This window comes from Pinirhizobacter sp. (genome assembly GCF_036499745.1).
Taxonomy (GTDB): Bacteria; Pseudomonadota; Gammaproteobacteria; order Xanthomonadales; family Rhodanobacteraceae; genus Pinirhizobacter.
In genome coordinates this window covers 1-17,334 of record NZ_DASYDG010000052.1, presented here as the reverse complement: position 1 = coordinate 17,334, position 17,334 = coordinate 1, and the positions used below count along the sequence as shown (strand labels likewise).

The following is a 17,334-nucleotide window of genomic DNA, read 5'->3' as shown; positions in this document are numbered from 1 at the left end:
GCCCTACCATGGGCAGCATGCCCACCAAGGCCGATATCGTTGGATACCCAGTTCCTCAATACCTTCATCACCACGGTCGACCATGGGTCGATGGCGGCTGCGGCGCGCATACTGAACATCACACCCGCCGCGGTGGCGCAGCAGATACGTACCCTGGAGCGGGAAATCGGCGCCACCCTGATCGCACGCGTGGGCCGCACGGTAAGCGTCACCGAGGAAGGATCACGCATCCTGGAGCGGTCACGCGACCTCCTGCGCAGCGTGGCGGACCTGCGCAGCGTGGCCAACGAAACCGGCGTGTCGGGCGAGCTGCGCCTGGGCGCATGCCCGACGGCACTGGCCGGCATGCTGCCGGATGTCCTGGCGCGCATGGTCGAAACATTCCCGGGCATAAACGTGTTCATCAAGCCGGGCTATTCGGTGGACCTCTACCGCGCGGTGGAAGCTGGCGATCTTGATGCCGCGGTGGTGCTGCAGGCACCATTTCCACTGCCCAAGACCTGCCAGTGGCAGCTGTTGCGTGAGGAACCGCTGATCGTGCTCGCGCCACGCTCGATGGAAGGCCGTGATCCACACGAACTCCTCTCCAGTGAACCCCTGATCCGCTACGACCGCAACCAGTGGGGTGGCCGCCAGGCCGACGACTACCTCCGGGAACACGGCATCGTGCCGCGCGAACGGTTCGAGTTGAACGCGCTCAACGCCATCGCGGTAATGGTCGACAGGGGCCTGGGCGTATCGCTGGTGCCCGACTGGGCAAAGCCCTGGCCCGAGGGCTTGAACCTGGTGCGCATCGCGCTGCCGCATCCGGCCGTGCCACGGCGCATCGGCATCGTGTGGTCGCGCTCGAGCGTGCGCGTGCGGCTGGTGTCGGTGTTGCTGCAGGAAGGCCGCAGGGTGACGGCCGTCGCTGGGTGAAAACATGTTGCAAAGCAACATGTTCCGGCGCATCGGTAGCAACAAAAACTAGTCTCTGAACATAGTTCGCATCGGTTTGACGATGCATGCGAACGCCCTAGGCTCGCCAGCAATAATTCACGTTGTGCGCACGCCGGGGAGAGCGTCACACGCCATGACCAAGCCACTTACCACCGCCATCAGCGGCATACTGTTTGCTGCCCTTGCCACGGGCACCGCCTTCGCACAGGACACCACGCCGCCGGCCGACAGCAGCGCTCCGGTACCTGCGAAGAAAGAGGCGCAGGACAAGAACGGCAAAGTGGTGAACCTCGACCAGGTGATCGTCACCGGTACCCGCACGCCCAAGGCGATCGACGAAATTCCCGGCGCCATCACCGTGGTGAACAAGGAGGAGATCGCCCATACGCTGCTGGTCACCGAGGACGCCACCGCCGTGCTGGCGCGTTCGGTGCCGGGCTACGCGGAATCGTCCCAGGCCATGAGCAATACCGGCGAGACGCTCCGCGGCCGGATCCCGCTGCGCCTGTTCGACGGCGTACCCCAGGGCTCGCCACTGCGCGAAGGTACCCGCAACGGCACCTTCACCGACATGGGCATTGTCGGCCGCGTGGAGGTGATCAACGGTCCCTCCGCCTCCGAAGGCATCGGCGCCGCCGGCGGCATCATCAACTACATCTCCAAGGTGCCCACCAAGGAAGGCAACGAGACTACCCTTTCCACGCGTTACCAGACGCAAGGCCATGACGGCAGTGGCGGCTGGAAGACAGGCATCACCTTTGCGCGCAAGGAAGCTGCCTACGACGTGCTGCTGTCCGGTTCGCACATCGACCGAGGCATCACCTACGACGGCAATGGCCGCCGCATCGGCTTGAATACCTCAGGCTCGCTGGCCGATTCGACCTCCAACAACCTGTTCGGCAAGGTCGGCTGGAATTTCGGCGAGGATAACGACCAGCGTCTGCAGGCCAGCTATAGCCGCTTCAAGATCAACGGCAAGGGCGATTACATCCAGGTGCTGGGCTGCCGCGGCCCCACCGACGATCCGCCGTGTGCCACGCCCAGGACCAACACCTCGGAAAAAGGCCAGATCTTCGGCTCGAAGGACGCCTTCAACGACTTCAAGCAATACAACGCCGAGTACACCAACAAGAGCCTGTTTGGCGGTTCGCTGGACATCAACGCCTACAAGGCGGACCAGGCCATGCGTTACCTGCCGGAGAACACCGAGGACAAGCAGGATCCGTTGATCGCCCCGCTGAACACCCTGTTCGACCAGTCCGAGATCGTCGCGCACAAGAAGGGCCTGCGCACCTCATGGACGCGGCCGGACCTGTTCCTGACCGGCCTTGAACTGCACGTGGGCGTAGACCTGGCCCGCGACGAGGCACAGCAACGCCTGGCGCTGACCGACCGGCTGTGGGTGCCGCCGATGAAGTACAAGAGCACGGCGCCCTATGCGCAGATCTCCTATGACATCGGGCCGATCACCATCAGCGGCGGTTACCGCCGCGAAGACGACAAGCTTACCGTCGACAGCTACACCACCACGTATTACCGCAACCGGGTATTCGTGCAGGGCGGCGGGGTGAAGTACAAGGAAAACCTGAAGAACATTGGCGGCATCTGGCGCGTCACCGACGAGTGGTCGATCTTCGCGTCCTATAGCGAAGGCTTCACCCTGCCCAACATCGGCATCCCGCTGCGCAACATCAATGTGCCCGGGCAGTCGGTGGACCGGATCAGCGATCTGGATGCCATCATCTACAAGAACAACGAAGTCGGCTTCAACTGGCGGGGCGAGCAGGCGTCTTTCGGGGCCACGCACTACATCTCGAAATCGCCTTTCGGGTCGTCGCTGGCGATCGATCCGCATACATCGGATTTCATCCTCTCTCGCGCCCCGGTGCGTATCGAGGGCACCGAAGTTACCGCCGACTGGAAATTCAACGACTACTGGAAGGTCACGGCGCTGTACTCGCACATCACCGGTAAAACCTCCTTCTGGTCGGAAGATCCCGCCGGCGCCTATGGTTCGGGCAAGCTCAAGAAGCCGCTTGGTGTGCTGGACATCAACCCGGACAAGCTCGCCTATTCGGTGACGTGGAACTTCATGCCGCACGGCGATGCAACGCTCGGCGCCACCTCGTTGTTCGGCCGGCATGTGTCCGGCCACGATGTGCGCGCCTACGACGGCGAGGATTTCAGTTACTCCGAGCGCACGCACGGCTATACCCTGTGGGACCTTGGCGTGAACTACGATCTGGAAAACTACGGCAAGGTATCGCTGGGCGTGGAGAACCTTCTGAACAAGCAGTACATCCTGAGCTGGTCGCAGCTGGCCGGGTACCAGAACTACTGGGCGGGCCGCGGCAGGGTAACGTCGCTCTCCTACAGCATCACGTTCTAGCCGGAATGAAGCGCGCATGGACCGCGTGGTGGTGCGCGCTTTGTATCTTGGCGCTGGGTGCGCCGGCGTGGTCGGCCGACGCGCCGGCGTGGTCGCCTGAACGGCTCGGCCGCCTGCATGCCTTCATGGACAAGGCCACGGCCGCCGACGGTTATCTCGGAGGCGTGACCCTGGTGATGCACCGCGAATCCGTCGTCGACGTGAAGGCCTATGGGTATCGTGATCTCGCCCGCCGCGTATCGATGACGCCGGACTCGATCTTCCGCATCTACTCGATGACCAAGACGGTGACGTCGGTGGCGTTGATGATGCTGGTGGAGGAGGGCAAGGTAAGCCTTGAGGATCCTCTTTCCCGGTACCTGCCGGGCTTCGACCACCCTTACGTGCTCCATGATGGCAAGCGGCGGCCTGCCTCGCGCGTGGTGACCTTGCACGACCTCCTGACCCATACCGCAGGCTACCCTGCCGGCGTGGAAGGCGACGATGAGGCCGTGAAAGCCATGGAGCGCATCGACCCACACGGCGCCGCGGATCTTCGGGATTTCGCCGCGCGCATGAGCCGCGTGGACCTGGCGGCCGACCCTGGCACGCGCTTTGGCTATGACGGCGCTTCGCTGGAACTGATCGCCCGCGTGGTGGAGGTGGCCTCGGGCCAGCCTTTCGCGCAGTTCCTGGAAAGCCGGATTTTCCGGCCGCTGGGCATGGTCGATACTGGCTTCCGCGTGCCGCCCGCACAACGGGTGCGCGTGGTGGACATCACCACCATGGGCGACGACGGCCACCTGCGCATCGCCGATGGCCCCAGCGCGAAGCATCCGGGTGAGCCGCTCAATCGCTACGACAGCGGCGCCGGTGGCCTTTATTCCACCGTGGGCGACTATGCGCGGTTCGCCCGCATGCTGCTTGATGGCGGCACCGTGGATGGCCATACCCTGCTCGGCCGCAAGACGGTGCAGCTGATGATGCGAAACCACCTGGGCATGCTCGATCCGCCAGTCACGCAATTCAGCCCGGCCGAAGGCTTCGGTATCGGCGGCTCGGTGGTGATCGACGCCGCGCGCCGCGGGCAACTGGGTTCGGACGGCCAGTACGGATGGACGGGTGCGGCATCCACTTACTACACCATCGATCCGAAGGAACACCTGGTCGCCGTTCTTTTCCTGCAGCACCTGCCGCGCGACGATGCAAAACACGACCTACCGCGCATCAGTCGGAATTTCTACAACCTGGTGTACCAGGCCATGCCATGAATGACCCATCGTGCGGCACCGTGCTGGTTGCAGGCTCCGCCAACCTGGATTTCGTCGTGCGCGCCGCGCACGTGCCGGCGCCGGGCCAGACCATCCTGGGCCGCGACATGGCCACGTTCCCCGGCGGCAAGGGTGCCAACCAGGCGGTGGCCGCGGCCCGCGCCGGCGGCGCTGCCACACGCATGCTGCTGGCGTTGGGTAACGATGCGTTTGCCGACCCGATCGAGGCATCGTTGCGCGCGGCCGGCGTGCGCATGGATATTCTCAGGGCGAAGAACGAACCCACCGGCGTGGCCTTCGTATGCCTTGCCGACTCGGCCGAGAACGCCATCACCGTGGCACCCGGTGCCAACACGACGCTGCGGCCGGAACACCTGCCTCCGCTGGCCGGCGTGAGCCACCTCCTGCTGCAGCTGGAGACGCCGCTGGCAGTGGTATCGGCTTGGGCCGCGGCTGCCCACGAGGCGGGTGTAACGGTGGTGCTGAACGCCGCCCCGGCAGCTGCGCTTCCCGCGGATTTTCTCGAAGCGGTGGATATTCTCATCGTCAACGAGGGCGAACTCGCCTTGCTGGCGGGCCCGGAAGGCGACCTTGACAACCGTATGCGCCGTCTCGGCGTGGCCATGGTGGTGGTGACGCTGGGTGCCCGTGGTTGCCGCGCCCTCGTGCATGGCGACGTCATCGTGCAGCCGGGTTTTGCCGTGGACGCGGTCGATACCACGGGGGCAGGTGATACTTTTTGCGGCACCCTGGTGGCGGCGCTCTCGCATCGGCTTCCTTTCGACACGGCACTGCAACGCGCGACCGCCGCTTCGGCCCTGGCCTGTACACGGCTGGGTGCGCAGGCCGGCGTACCCGCGCATGATGAGGTCGACCGCTTCCTTTCAGCGCCGCCACCGCTCGCCCCTCTTTCAGCCGCGCTCGTAGCCCAAGACATCCAGACATGACACAACCCACTGCCCCTGGCGATCCATCCGACGACGAAGCCCCGGTACGAACGGAGTTCAAGTTCTCCCACGTCACCACCGGCCGCTACCTGCCCACACCAGGGAAGGCGCCCGGCTGGCCCTTCGCCGAGATCGGCCACTGGAAGATGGATGTCGACGGCAGCGTGGACGACTGGGTGCGCGAACTGCGTGACTGGCGGCGTGAGCACCTGACCCGCATCGGCTACGACGACAGCAACTACCGCCGTGCGGAATTGCAGTGGGCCCAGCGCAACTTCGTCCACACGCAGATGATGGTGGAAGACCGCTACTTCTACGATCCGGTGGCCGGACGTTACACGGTGGATCGCTACCTCGATGACCTGAAGCAACGCTTCGGCGGCATCGACAGCGTGCTGGTGTGGTTCGTCTATCCCAACATCGGCATCGACGATCGCAACAAGATCGACCTTGCCCACGACCTGCCCGGGGGCATCGAGGGCCTGCGTGGCGCCGTGGATGATTTCCATCGCCGCGGCGTGCGCGTATTCCTGCCCACCATGCCGTGGGACAACGGCACGCGTGAACTCGGTGTCAGCGACTGGCAGGCGATGGCGGAACTGGTAGCCGCCACCGGCGCCGATGGCATCAACGGCGATACCTACAACGGCGTGCCGCGGGCCTTCTTCGATGCCTGCGACGCGGTGGGCCATCCCGTGGTGCTGCAGCCCGAATCCACTATCAGCGCCGAGGAGCAGCTGATCTGGAACGTGCAGAGTTGGGGCAAGAAGGCGCCCAACGAGCCGGTGCCACCGGTGGCCAAGTTCAAGTGGCTCGAGCCGCGGCACATGATCAACTACGAGAACCGCTGGGGGCGCGACCGCAACCACGACCTGCAGTACATCTTCTTCAACGGCATCGGCTACAACGCCTGGGAAAATATCTGGGGCATCTGGAACGGATTCACCCCGCGCGATGCCGAAACGCTTCGCCGCGTTGCCACCATCGAGCGCCAGTTCGCGCCGGCCATGACCAGCATGGACTTCCGACCGTACGAGCGCACCCTGCAGGCAGGCATCTTCGCCAGCCGGTTCCCGGCCGATGGTTACACGCTGTGGACGGTCGTCAATCGCAACGAGCACGACATCGACGGCGAGCAGCTATCGCTTCCCCATCGTGAAGGAGTGCACTATCTGGATGCATGGCACGGCGTGGCGCTGGAGCCGCGGCTGCAGGGCAACCGGGCCGTGCTTGCCTTCCCCATGGAAGGGAAAGGCTTCGGCGCGGTACTGGCGATCGCGCCTGGTACCGTGATCGACGGGCTGGACGCTTTCCTCGCCACCATGAAGCGGCATGCGGCGACCCGCCTGGGATCGCTTTCCAGCCAATGGCGGTCCCAGCCGCAATACATCGTCGATAACCCGCCAACGGCGGGCGCGAGCGAGGCACCTGAAGGCATGCTGCCGATCCCGGAGGCCACCTTCGACTTTGTCGTCGGCGGCATCGAGATCGAGGGGCAATCATGGGAGGGCAACGACGTGCAGTACCCGTGGGAATCGAGCGCGCGGCGCAACCACCGCCACCGCATCGAGATCCCCGCCTTTTTCATCGACCGCACGCCGGTGACCAACGCGCAGTTCAAGGCCTTCCTCGACGACAGCGGCTGGAAACCCGCCGACCCGCACAACTTCCTTCGGCACTGGCGGCAGGGTGCGCCCGTCAAGGGAGAGGAAAATAAACCTGTCATTTGGGTAGGCATTGAGGATGCTCGCGCTTATGCCGCCTGGGCCGGCAAACGCCTGCCACGCGAATGGGAATGGCAGTACGCGGCCCAGGGCACCGATGGCCGTCATTATCCCTGGGGTAATGAGGCCGACGCATCGAGGGTGCCTGCCACGAACCGCGGCCGCACGCTGCGTGCGCCCGACGATGTCGATGCCCATCCTGAGGGTGCCAGTCCCTTTGGCGTGCTCGACCTTGTCGGCAATGTCTGGCAGTGGACCGATGAATTCCTCGACGAGCACACGCGTGCCGCGGTGTTGCGTGGGGGCGGCAGCTATCTGCCACAGACGTCGCACTGGTATTTCCCGCAGACTCACCGGCTGGACCAGCACGGCAAGTACCTGCTGATGGCGCCGTGCAAGGACCGCTCCGGTTGCGTGGGTTTCCGCTGCGTGTTGGACGCCGCAATGACTGGAGCGTTGAAATGAGCGTACCCGGCACGCGGCTGGGCGGCGTGCTCGGTGATGCCCTGGACGCCAACCTGCATGGCCGTCTTTCGCATTTCATCGTCGACGAGCACAGCCCTGCCATCGTGCTGTTCGCACCGTCGCAGCGCGAACTGAACCGCGAGGGCGACTGGTACGGCGAGCACGCCGGCAAATGGCTTGTCGCCGCCGCCCGTGCCGCCGCCCGTAGCCGCGATGCGGCATTGCGGGCGCGCGTATTGCGAGTAGCACAGTTCCTGGTAAGCACGCAGGAAGCGGACGGCTATCTGGGCACTTACGCGGTCGATCGCCGGTTCATGCAGCCGCAACCACCCAAGCCCGTCACCTGGGATGGTGCGCCCAGCGTACGCACCTGGGATATCTGGACCCATGCCTACCTGGTGCTGGGGCTGCTGGAGGTTCACCAGCAATTCGATGCGCCCGTTTGCCTGGAGGCTGCCCGTCGCATCGGCGTGCTGTGTTTGAACACGCTCGAGGGCGGCGGGATCGACATCACGGACCTGGGCAACCACCACGGCATGTCCGCCACCGTGCTGCTGGACCCGGCCGTGGCGTTGTACTTCGCCACGCACGACGATGCCTTCCTCAAGCTTGCCCGGGTGGTGCTGCGCCAGGCCAATGAGCATCGCGAGCTCGCCCTGCTGCCGAAGGCGCTGGCAGGCACCGACGCCGCCTTCATCGCCACCGGCAAGGCCTACCAGCTTGCGTGGAACCTCGTAGGCATCGCCAAGCTGTACCGCGCGACCGGCGACACGGAACTGCTCACGGCGGTGGAAATGCTCTGGCAGAGCATCCGCGACCACCACCTCACCCTCGGCGGCGGCCCATGGGGCGGCGTGGCGCATCGCTCACGCGAATGCTTCAACCCGCCTGGCGTGTTCAGCCCCCAGGGATACGTGGAAACCTGTTCCACCTTGGCGTGGATCCAGCTCAATCGCGAGTTGCTGCAGATCACCCACGACGCGAAGTACGCGGAGGAAATCGAAAAATCCGCTTACAACGATCTGTTGGCGGCGCAGGCGTCCGATGGCGAGGACTGGTGCTACTACGTGTTTCCCAATGGCCGCCGCGTGCATACAACTTACTGGCGCTGCTGCAAATCCAGCGGCGCCATGGCACTGGAAGAACTTCCCGGCATTGCCTTCACCCAGGTCGACGACCGCACGTTGGCCGTCAACGTGCACGGCCCAGGCGAGGCCGGCTTCGAGATCGCCGGTGGCGTGCGCCTTGAATCCATCACCATGTACCCGTACTCGGGCGACGTTCGCATCCGCGTGTCGCTGCATGGTGCGGCGAGGTTCACCGTTCGCGTGCGAGTGCCGTCCTGGGTCATCGATCCCACCATGCACATAAACGGCGATCCCGTCGAAGTGGCCGTCGTCGCGGGAACCTATGCCAACCTCGAACGCGAATGGCACGACGGCGATGAGATCCTTGCCCGCTTTCCGGCGCAGCCGGTGGTGCACCGCCGGATCAACCGCAACGTGCAGGAGTCGCTGGCTCCCGACGGCAGCCCCGTGCGCCAGGAAGTGCTGAGAGACGCCTTCGTGGCTGTGACCCAAGGCGCACTCGTCTATGCCACGGCGTTGATCGACGGCTTCAAGTCGAGCGAATCGGTGCGCTTGCCGGCCGGCGAGGGCGGCACATGGCTGAGGCACGATGCCGATCCGCCGCGAGTGACCATGGATCTGGGTTACCGAGAGCCATTGGCCTTCACCCCGTACTTCGCGGCCGGCGGCCGCGCCGACGGTGCATGGCGCCTGACCTGGCTGCCCCTGGCGCCGCCCACGCAAGATTCATGAGGATGCCTTCGTTACACAAGAATTTGTGGCTTAAGAACATATCCCGGCCTGCTTTTTAACCCCGGCAGGCTCATGCAAAGTGACTTCGGTACAAGGGTCGGCGAACCGGATGAACGAGCAGCGCAAGGAATCACCCAGGCAACACGTACCACGCACGCAGGCTGGTCCTTTGGCGGGTGTGCGGGTGCTGGATCTGTCGGCATACATCGCCGGGCCGTATGGCTGCACGCTATTGGCCGACCAGGGCGCCGATGTCATCAAGATCGAACCGCCGGCCGGCGACAACCTGCGCCAGTATCCATCCACGCTTGCGGCCGAGAGTCGCGCGTTCCTGGGCGTGAACCGCAGCAAGCGCGGCGTCGTCCTGGACCTCAAGCGCGCTGAAGACCACGCAGCACTTCTGCGCCTGGTGCGCGATGCCGACGTACTGGTGCACAACTTCCGGCCGAGCGTGCCCGCGCGCCTGGGCATCGACCACGAACGCCTGAACATGGTGAATCCACGCCTGATCTACTGCGCCGTCACCGGCTATGGCGAAGACGGCCCGATGCGCGACAAGGCCGGCTATGACCAGGTGCTGCAAACCATGACCGGCATGTGCGCGCTGCAGGGCAAGCGTGGCGGACCGCCGGAAGTGATCTATGGTTCGGTAGTGGATTACTATGCCGCCGCACTGCTGGCCGCGGGTGTTTCTTCGGCATTGTACGAACGCGAACGCAGTGGGCTGGGCCAGTTCGTCGGCGTGTCGTTGCTGCGCAGTGCGCTCACCATGCAGTCGGCGCGGATGATCTGGGCGGAAGGCGAATCGCTGGACATCGGCCGGGACATGCGCTCGGGCGGTGTTACCGGCATCCATCCCACGCGCGAAGGCTACATCTACATCTCCGCCAATACGCCGCGTTTCTGGAAGGCGCTGTGTGAACGTACGGGACTCACCCTGCATCACGACGAACGCTTCGACACCGTGCGCAAGCGTGCTGAACACCACGCCCAGATCGTGCCGGAGCTGCACGCAGCGCTGGCCACGCGCACCGCCTTGGAATGGGAATCGATCTTCGGCGACGACGTGCCCAGCGCCGCGGCGCGGCGCATCGAGGACATGTTCGACCACCCGCAGGTGGCGGCCGAGGGCCTGGTGGCCACCTTCGAGCATCCCGTCGTGGGGAAATACCGCGGCGTCACCCATCCGGTGAAATTCGGCCGCACTCCGGGGCCCGAGCCGTTCGCTGCCCCAGTATTGGGGCAGCACAACAGCGAGCTGGATTAGGCGGCCTGGCGCCTGGCCAGACGGGAAATCCACAGGTACATCGCGGTGATCACCGCCGCGAACGCGATGCCGCCGATCCACAGGGCGGCGGTGCCGAAGCCCTCGCCCACCAGCGCCAGCGGCGTGCCTTTGCCGGAGAACACCACCAGCGCAGCCAGGGCCACGCCTATCAGGCTTTCGCCGACGATCATGCCCGAGGCCAGCAAGACTCCCAGCTGCTTGGTCGGTTCCGGGCGCGGGCCGCGGTCGGCGCGGCGATCGAACCACCAACCCACCACTGCGCCGACCACGATCATCAGCGTGGTGGAACTGGGCAGGTAGATTCCCAGGCCCACGGCCAGCGGCGGCAGGCTGGCCGAGGAGGTGCGGCGAAGGAAGGCATCGATGATGATGAGGGCCACGCCGATCAGGGCGCCCTGGCCGAGCAGAGACCAATCCAGGTTTCCTTCGATCACGCCCTGGGCCAGTGCGGAGATCAAGGCTGCCTGCGGGGCGGGCAATGCTTTGGCGGCATCGACACCCGGGGCGCCAGCGAAACCGTAGGCCTGGTTCAACAGGTCCAGCACCGGCGGGATCACCGCCGCGCCGGCCAGCACGCCGACGATCAGTGCCACCTGCTGGCGCCATGGCGTGGCGTCCACCAATTGACCGGTTTTCAGATCCTGCAGGTTGTTGTTGGCGATGGTCGCCACGGCGAACACGACGGCCGTGGCGAACAGGGCGAAGGCCACCAGGGCCTTGCCGGCATCGACGCCCAGCAACGGCTTCACGCCGAACACCAGCAACACCGCCGCGCCGATCACGACCAGGATACCCACGCCCGAGAGCGGGCTGTTCGACGAGCCGATCAGGCCCGCCATGTAGCCGCACACGGCCGAGACGAAGAAGCTCATCACCACGATGTACACCAGGCCGCTGATGGCTAGCAGCCACGCGTGGCTGGCCAGCGTGCCTACCGCGCTGAAGTCGTAAAGCAGCCAGATGACCGGCAACAGGCACACTACCGAAATGATGCCCACGATGTGGATGGGAATATCGCGTTCGGTGCGCGGCAGGCTGGCCGCCTGGCCGGCCTTGCGAATGCGCGCGGCGGCGGCTGCCGCCGTCAGCCCGCTCACCACCGGTTTCACCAGCTTGGCGAGGGTCCATATGGCCGCTACGCCGATCACGCCTGCGCCCATGAAGCGCACCTTGTGCGTCCACACCGCCTGTGCGGTGTCGGCGATGCTGCCCACCACCTCGTGGCCGCTGGTGAACCACGGCACGATGCCGCCCCAGGCGATCAGGAAGCCCACCAGCATGGCCAGGCCCACCCACAGGCCCACAAGGTGACCCACGGCGAACAGGGCGAACGACAGCGAGAAATCGAAACCGCTGAGCGCTCCCTTGCGGCCGATGGCGAAGGTGCGCGCGATGTCGCTGGCGAAGATCTGCGTACCCACGACCACCGCGAAGGCCGCGGACACCACCGAGCCCACGACCACCGCCTTCAGGCCCGCGCTGCTCGATTCAGCCGCTTCGGCTGTGGTCTGGCCGCTGGATTCATCGTGCGCACCACCAACTTTCAGTACTTCCGCGCACGCCACGCCTTCGGGATAAGGAAGATCGGAGTTGGTAACCAATGCACGGCGCAACGGGATGGAATACATCACGCCCAGGATGCCGCCCAGGGCGCAGATGGCGAACGACGTCCAGTAGGGGAAGCCCGTCCACCAGCCCACCATGATCAACCCGGGGAGGACGAAGATGATCGATGACAGCGTGCCGGCGGCCGAAGCCACCGTCTGCACGATGTTGTTTTCCTGGATGGTCGCCCCGCGCACCGCGCGCAGCACCGCCATGGAGATCACCGCTGCTGGGATCGAGGTGGCGAAGGTCAGGCCTGCCTTCAAGCCGAAGAACACGTTGGCGGCGGTGAAGACCAAGGTGATCACCACGCCCAGTACCAGGCCGCGGATGGTGAGCTCGGTACGGTGGTCCTGCAGGACGGCTGGCTGTGTCATTGGCGCGTTTTCCCCTTTTGAATCATCCGCCGAGCGTAAACCATCGCCTCGCTTGCTCGCCAGCGCTGGCTTATCCCTTGACAGTCACATAGGTGAAGCCTCGGACCAGCCGGAGGTTAAGCCGACAGGCCATGCCTGCAGACTGACATTGATTCGCCAGGGCGCCGTGGCGAATGATGATCGCCCTTCGACACGGAGTGTCACCCATGCAATCAAACCCGTTCCTCCGGTACGGTCTTGCGGCCGGGCTGCTCACTTTTGCCAGCGTGGCCACGGCTTCGGACGCGATGTCCTCAGCCACCGAAACGGTGAGCTACGATTCCGACAAGACGCTCGTCCTGGATTTCCACGAGGCAGCGTTCGCTTGCCTGGACCTGAGGGAGGCCCATAAGTATCTTTCGGCCAGCTTCATCCAGCACGACCCGGCCGTGGAAGATGGTGTGGCCGGCTTTGCCAAATTCCATGCAAGCCTGCGGTCTGCCTATCCGCGTTATTCGTCCGAGGTCCGGCGGGCCATATCGTCCGGTGGCCTGGTCACCATCCATGTCCTGCAGCGGCTCAATCCGTGGGAGCGCGGCGACGTGCAGGTTCATATGTATCGCGTAGTGGGCGGCAAAATCGCCGAGCACTGGGTTGCGGGCAACCCGATCCCGGCCACCAGCCTCAATGCCAACGGCCTGATCTAGGAGCCAACCATGAATTTCTCTACCAGCATCCGCCGCGCGGCCATGGTCCTCCTACTGGCCATCCCCTTGGGTAGCGCCGCCGAGCCTTCACGGGCGGTCGTGCTTAATACCGCATCGGAGGAGGCGAACAAGCAGGCAGCGCGCAATCTCTACCATGCCATCTTTACCGCGCGCGACGTCGAATTGGCCAAGCGCTTCCTCGGGCCTGAATACATCCAGCACGCCCCGGACGTTGCCGACGGCAAAGCTGGCCTGGCTATCGCCATCGCCGAAATCGTCAAAGATACGCCGCAGATCAGCTACGAGATCAAGCACATCCTGGCCGAGGACGACATGGTGACGGTCATGGCCCATCTCCGCGTGACGCCGGATTCTAGGGGCATGGCGCTGTTCAACATCTATCGCTTCGACGCCGGCAAGATCGTTGAGCACTGGGAGACGTTGCAGGAAATCCCCGAACGCAGCGCCAATGGCAACGGCATGTTCTAGGCGTTGGCCGTCAACGCACAGGTCCCGACACGTAACGGCTTCCGGCGGCATGGAAGCGCCACGGAAATTCCAGCCCCGCGCTAATGCCGATGCGTGGTCCTGCGACGATGGCCGCCGGTGCTGGCGCGCCATCGTCCACGACGGCAAAACCCTGCGAGCCACGCACCAGGTCCACGCCATCCTGTACCCCGGTGATGCCCATGGCCTGGGTAAGTCGCGCCGGGCCGCGGCAGAGGTCGCGGTCGGTCTTGGCGCCAGGGCGCGCCGCGCGCATCAGTTCGATCCCATGCAACGGTTCCAGTGCACGGATCAACACCCCAGAGCCCTGGCCCTGGAGATCGCACACGCAGTTGCAGCACCAATGCATGCCATAGGTGAAGTACACATACATGTGTCCTGGCGGGCCGAACATGGTGGCGTTGCGTGCCGTCTTGCCACGGAAGGTATGCGCTGCGGGGTCGACGGCACCGACATAGGCTTCGACCTCCACGATGCGTCCGGCGCGCCCATCGCGCGAGGCCAGCACCATGTGCAGCAGATCCGGCGCCACCTCCGGCGCAGGGCGCGCGAAGAACGATCGGTCAAGGCGTTTGCCGGGCCATCGAACGCGCGGACCTGTCGTGTTGATGGCGCCCATGGCGTTAAGCGAACAGGCTGGCCAACGAGCGTACGGCTTCCTCGGATACCGCCCGCACCGGCGTGGTATCGGCGTTGTTGAACTGCCCATGATCGTCCAGTACCTGCACCATCAGGCCGTCGCTTCGCGGCACCATGCTCAGGTGTGGCGTGTTCAGTCCGTAGGTAACTTCCGGCTGCGGAATCAGGCGAGCCGTCTGGCCACGGACGGGGATGATGGATTCGTCGCCGAACAGCGCCCGCGCGCCGTAGCCGGTGGCGTTGACCAGCGTTGCCTCGGGCAGGGCCACCAGCTCGCTGGGGTGATGGAACTCACGCACCTGGATCTTTCCACCGGCGGTGAGGAAATCGGTCACCAGCATGTGCGCGTACGTGCCGATGTTGAACATCAGCGTGGTATAGCGGCGTGTGTAGTGCTGTTTGAACGGAAGGCTTCCCGGTGGCAGGTCCACCGAATGCGGTGTGAGGTCGGCCACGCGTTGGTGGAATTTGCCGTAATCCGGCTCGTCGTTCACGGGATCTGGCGGTTCGTGGCCACGGGGGTAGTCCGACAGCGAATAGCCCTCGATCCACTGGATCGGGTTGCCAGGCAGGCCCAGCATCGACTGGTAGTTTCGCCACGACGTACGCGCCATGGCTTCCCAGCGATCGGCCAGCGCCGGTGCGTGAGCGGCATCGCAGATGCGCGAATCCGGCGTCCACAGGCCCGAGGCGCGCATGGACAACACATCCGGCGGCAACTGTTTGGCGTAGATCGTCACGGGCAGGCCGGCGCGCTGGGCAAGGATCGCGGTAGTCAGGCCAAGCGCGCCACAGCCGATCACGCCCAGTTCGCGGGCGCCGGTCTGCATGGCCAGTTCCAGCGCCAGTGCACCTGAGCCCCATGACAGTGACCAGCCGCTGCCACCATGCCCGTAGTTGTGCACCACGGCCTTGGGGCCGATCTTCTCAAGCTCGATGCGCGGACCGGCGGCGCGGAACGGCCGCGTGCATACGTAGACGCCGGTAATGCGGTCGGGGCTGGCCTTGACCGGCGCGAGCGTCGGGACACCCGAGCCCATCAGCGCCGCGGGGGTCGCGCCGCCGCGCCTGGGCCCCTGTACCACGCAGCCGGGCAGGGTGGCTGCGGACACCATGGCCGCCACGGCCGCTCCCTGGCGCAGGAATTGCCTTCGGTTATGCAGCATGGGCTCAGCCACCGTTGCGCGGTACAACCGTCAGGGTAATCGAAGACGGATGCCCGGCGTCGTGGTGGACGGCGTTGCGCGCGATCACGCCCTTGGCCTCGTCGTAGTTGTTGCCGCCGGTGTTGAGGTTGCGGTCGAAGCGGGGGAAATTGCTGCTGGAAACCTCCACGCGCAGCTTGTGTCCGGCACCGAAGTAATTGCTGGTGTCGATCGGCTGGAAGGTTACCTTGGTCACTTCGTCGGGCTTCATCCAGGCCAGCGGCTTGTCATAGCCATTGCGATAGCGCATGCGCTGGATGTTCTCGGTGATGTTGAAGGCCTTGCCGTCCGGGTGCACGTCGATCACCTTGAAGGTGAAGTCGGTATCCTTGGCGCTGGACGATACATACAGCGTCACCGTGATCGGGCCTGACACTTCCTTGCCTTCCTTGAAGGGCTCCGAGTCGTACACCAGCACATCGTTGCGCACTTCGTGCGAGGTCTGGTCGAACGAGCCGAACTTCACCGCATTGCCCTGGCAACAGCCGCCGCCGCCGAACGTGGGCACGGGGTTGGCCGGGTCGTAGATGAACCGGTCGGGGTTGTCCTCGCCAGCAGGTGCCGTGGTGAGCTTGCCGTCACCGTACAGCGTGTTGGCTTTGCCCCCGCTGGTGAAATAAAGCGTCTGCGTGGTGGCGCCGGCAGGCGGCCAGGTATCGGACGTCTTCCACTTGTTCTCGCCCATCACGTAATAGGTGACCTTGGCCTGGTCGATGCCGCCCTTGCCGTCACCCTTCAGGAACTTGTCGAAGAAGCCCATCATCAGCTTCATGTAGTCGTAGCGGGCGTCACCCATGTCCAGGTCGCCCACCATGGTGTGCTCGGTGGCGCGGGTATAGGCGCAATGCAGCACCGGGGCGATCACGGCGTATTGCTGGTCGGCAACGTCTTTCGGCGCGGTCTTGCGTACATGGTTGAAGGCAGCAAGGTTGGGCGATACCGACACATCGAACCAGCTCATGAACCAAAGGCCCGGCCGCTTGATCGGCATGTCCTCGTTCCACAGGCCACCCTTGCGCCAGACCGGATCGTTCGGTGCGCGGGCGATCATGTTGCCGCCCGTGGGCACCGGCATCTTGTCGGCGAAGATGCCCTTGGGGCCGTCCACCGCGGCGATGATGTCGTTCTCGGGCAGGTGCCAGAAGGCTTTGTCCCAATCTACCGGGGGCATCTGCGGGGCGAGATCGAACATGCGCGAGGCATTGATCAACTCAGCCTGGGTGGCGTCCTTGGGGAACATCGGCCGCACCTGGTTCTGCTCGCCGTAGAGCCAGGCGATGAACAGCATCTGCACCGCGCCGCCGCGGTACCAGTTGCCCTGTTCCCAATAAGGACTCACCCGCCCCACGCCCGCGCCGAAGCCCTGCGGGATCATGGCCGCGTATGACGGATTCCCCTGCGCCGCCACGCCCAACTGCCATTCGGCCGTCGACGAGCATCCGATGGTGCCCACCTTGGTGTTGGACCATGGCTGTTCCGCCATCCACGAAATG

13 protein-coding genes are annotated in these 17,334 nt (G+C 64.8%); 9 read left to right on the top strand and 4 right to left on the bottom strand.

The window, feature by feature from the left end; translation table 11 throughout:
- The first annotated feature begins 39 nt into the window (after nucleotides 1-39).
- From VGM61_RS17500 to VGM61_RS17470, 7 genes are all read left to right on the top strand, one after another.
- Nucleotides 40-918, top strand: coding sequence for a LysR family transcriptional regulator (locus VGM61_RS17500; protein ID WP_331524172.1), 879 nt, complete (start codon nucleotides 40-42; stop codon nucleotides 916-918).
- A gap of 154 nt (nucleotides 919-1,072) precedes the next feature.
- A complete protein-coding gene (locus VGM61_RS17495) occupies nucleotides 1,073-3,328 on the top strand; it encodes a TonB-dependent receptor (protein WP_331524171.1) in 2,256 nt (751 codons plus the stop codon).
- 5 nt (nucleotides 3,329-3,333) lie between these two features.
- Nucleotides 3,334-4,578 (top strand): serine hydrolase domain-containing protein, encoded by a 1,245-nt coding sequence (locus VGM61_RS17490; RefSeq protein WP_331524170.1) that lies wholly within the window; start codon nucleotides 3,334-3,336, stop codon nucleotides 4,576-4,578.
- The gene (locus tag VGM61_RS17485) at nucleotides 4,575-5,525 is read left to right on the top strand and encodes a ribokinase (RefSeq protein WP_331524169.1); all 951 of its coding nucleotides are present in this window, start codon (nucleotides 4,575-4,577) and stop codon (nucleotides 5,523-5,525) included. The genes VGM61_RS17490 and VGM61_RS17485 overlap by 4 nt, the downstream gene beginning before the upstream one ends.
- Nucleotides 5,522-7,714 (top strand): formylglycine-generating enzyme family protein, encoded by a 2,193-nt coding sequence (locus tag VGM61_RS17480; protein WP_331524168.1) that lies wholly within the window; start codon nucleotides 5,522-5,524, stop codon nucleotides 7,712-7,714. The genes VGM61_RS17485 and VGM61_RS17480 overlap by 4 nt, the downstream gene beginning before the upstream one ends.
- Complete coding sequence (locus VGM61_RS17475; protein WP_331524166.1) at nucleotides 7,711-9,534, top strand: beta-L-arabinofuranosidase domain-containing protein; 1,824 nt, start codon at nucleotides 7,711-7,713, stop codon at nucleotides 9,532-9,534. Before VGM61_RS17480 ends, VGM61_RS17475 begins: the two co-directional genes overlap by 4 nt.
- A gap of 109 nt (nucleotides 9,535-9,643) precedes the next feature.
- Complete coding sequence (locus tag VGM61_RS17470; protein ID WP_331524165.1) at nucleotides 9,644-10,801, top strand: CoA transferase; 1,158 nt, start codon at nucleotides 9,644-9,646, stop codon at nucleotides 10,799-10,801.
- Here the strand turns inward: VGM61_RS17470 and VGM61_RS17465 are convergent.
- The gene (locus VGM61_RS17465) at nucleotides 10,798-12,804 is read right to left on the bottom strand and encodes an OPT family oligopeptide transporter (RefSeq protein WP_331524164.1); all 2,007 of its coding nucleotides are present in this window, start codon (nucleotides 12,802-12,804) and stop codon (nucleotides 10,798-10,800) included. The genes VGM61_RS17470 and VGM61_RS17465 overlap by 4 nt on opposite strands.
- Nucleotides 12,805-13,010: 206 nt before the next feature.
- Here VGM61_RS17465 and VGM61_RS17460 point away from each other — a divergent pair, with 206 nt between their 5' ends.
- Nucleotides 13,011-13,490: a nuclear transport factor 2 family protein gene (locus VGM61_RS17460; protein WP_331524163.1), complete on the top strand. Its 480-nt coding sequence runs from the start codon at nucleotides 13,011-13,013 to the stop codon at nucleotides 13,488-13,490.
- 9 nt (nucleotides 13,491-13,499) lie between these two features.
- Nucleotides 13,500-13,979 (top strand): nuclear transport factor 2 family protein, encoded by a 480-nt coding sequence (locus tag VGM61_RS17455; RefSeq protein ID WP_331524162.1) that lies wholly within the window; start codon nucleotides 13,500-13,502, stop codon nucleotides 13,977-13,979.
- 10 nt (nucleotides 13,980-13,989) lie between these two features.
- On the opposite strand, the gene VGM61_RS17450 is transcribed toward VGM61_RS17455, so the two are convergent.
- The 3 genes from VGM61_RS17450 to VGM61_RS17440 form a co-directional block, all read right to left on the bottom strand.
- A complete protein-coding gene (locus tag VGM61_RS17450; RefSeq protein WP_331524161.1) occupies nucleotides 13,990-14,616 on the bottom strand; it encodes a DNA-3-methyladenine glycosylase in 627 nt (208 codons plus the stop codon).
- A 4-nt stretch (nucleotides 14,617-14,620) separates the two neighbouring features.
- Nucleotides 14,621-15,802 carry an FAD-dependent oxidoreductase gene (locus VGM61_RS17445; RefSeq protein WP_331524160.1) on the bottom strand — a complete coding sequence of 394 codons (1,182 nt, stop codon included), beginning with the start codon at nucleotides 15,800-15,802 and terminating at the stop codon, nucleotides 14,621-14,623.
- A gap of 4 nt (nucleotides 15,803-15,806) precedes the next feature.
- On the bottom strand, nucleotides 15,807-17,334 hold a 1,528-nt coding region (locus tag VGM61_RS17440), incomplete at its 5' end, for a CocE/NonD family hydrolase (protein WP_331524159.1).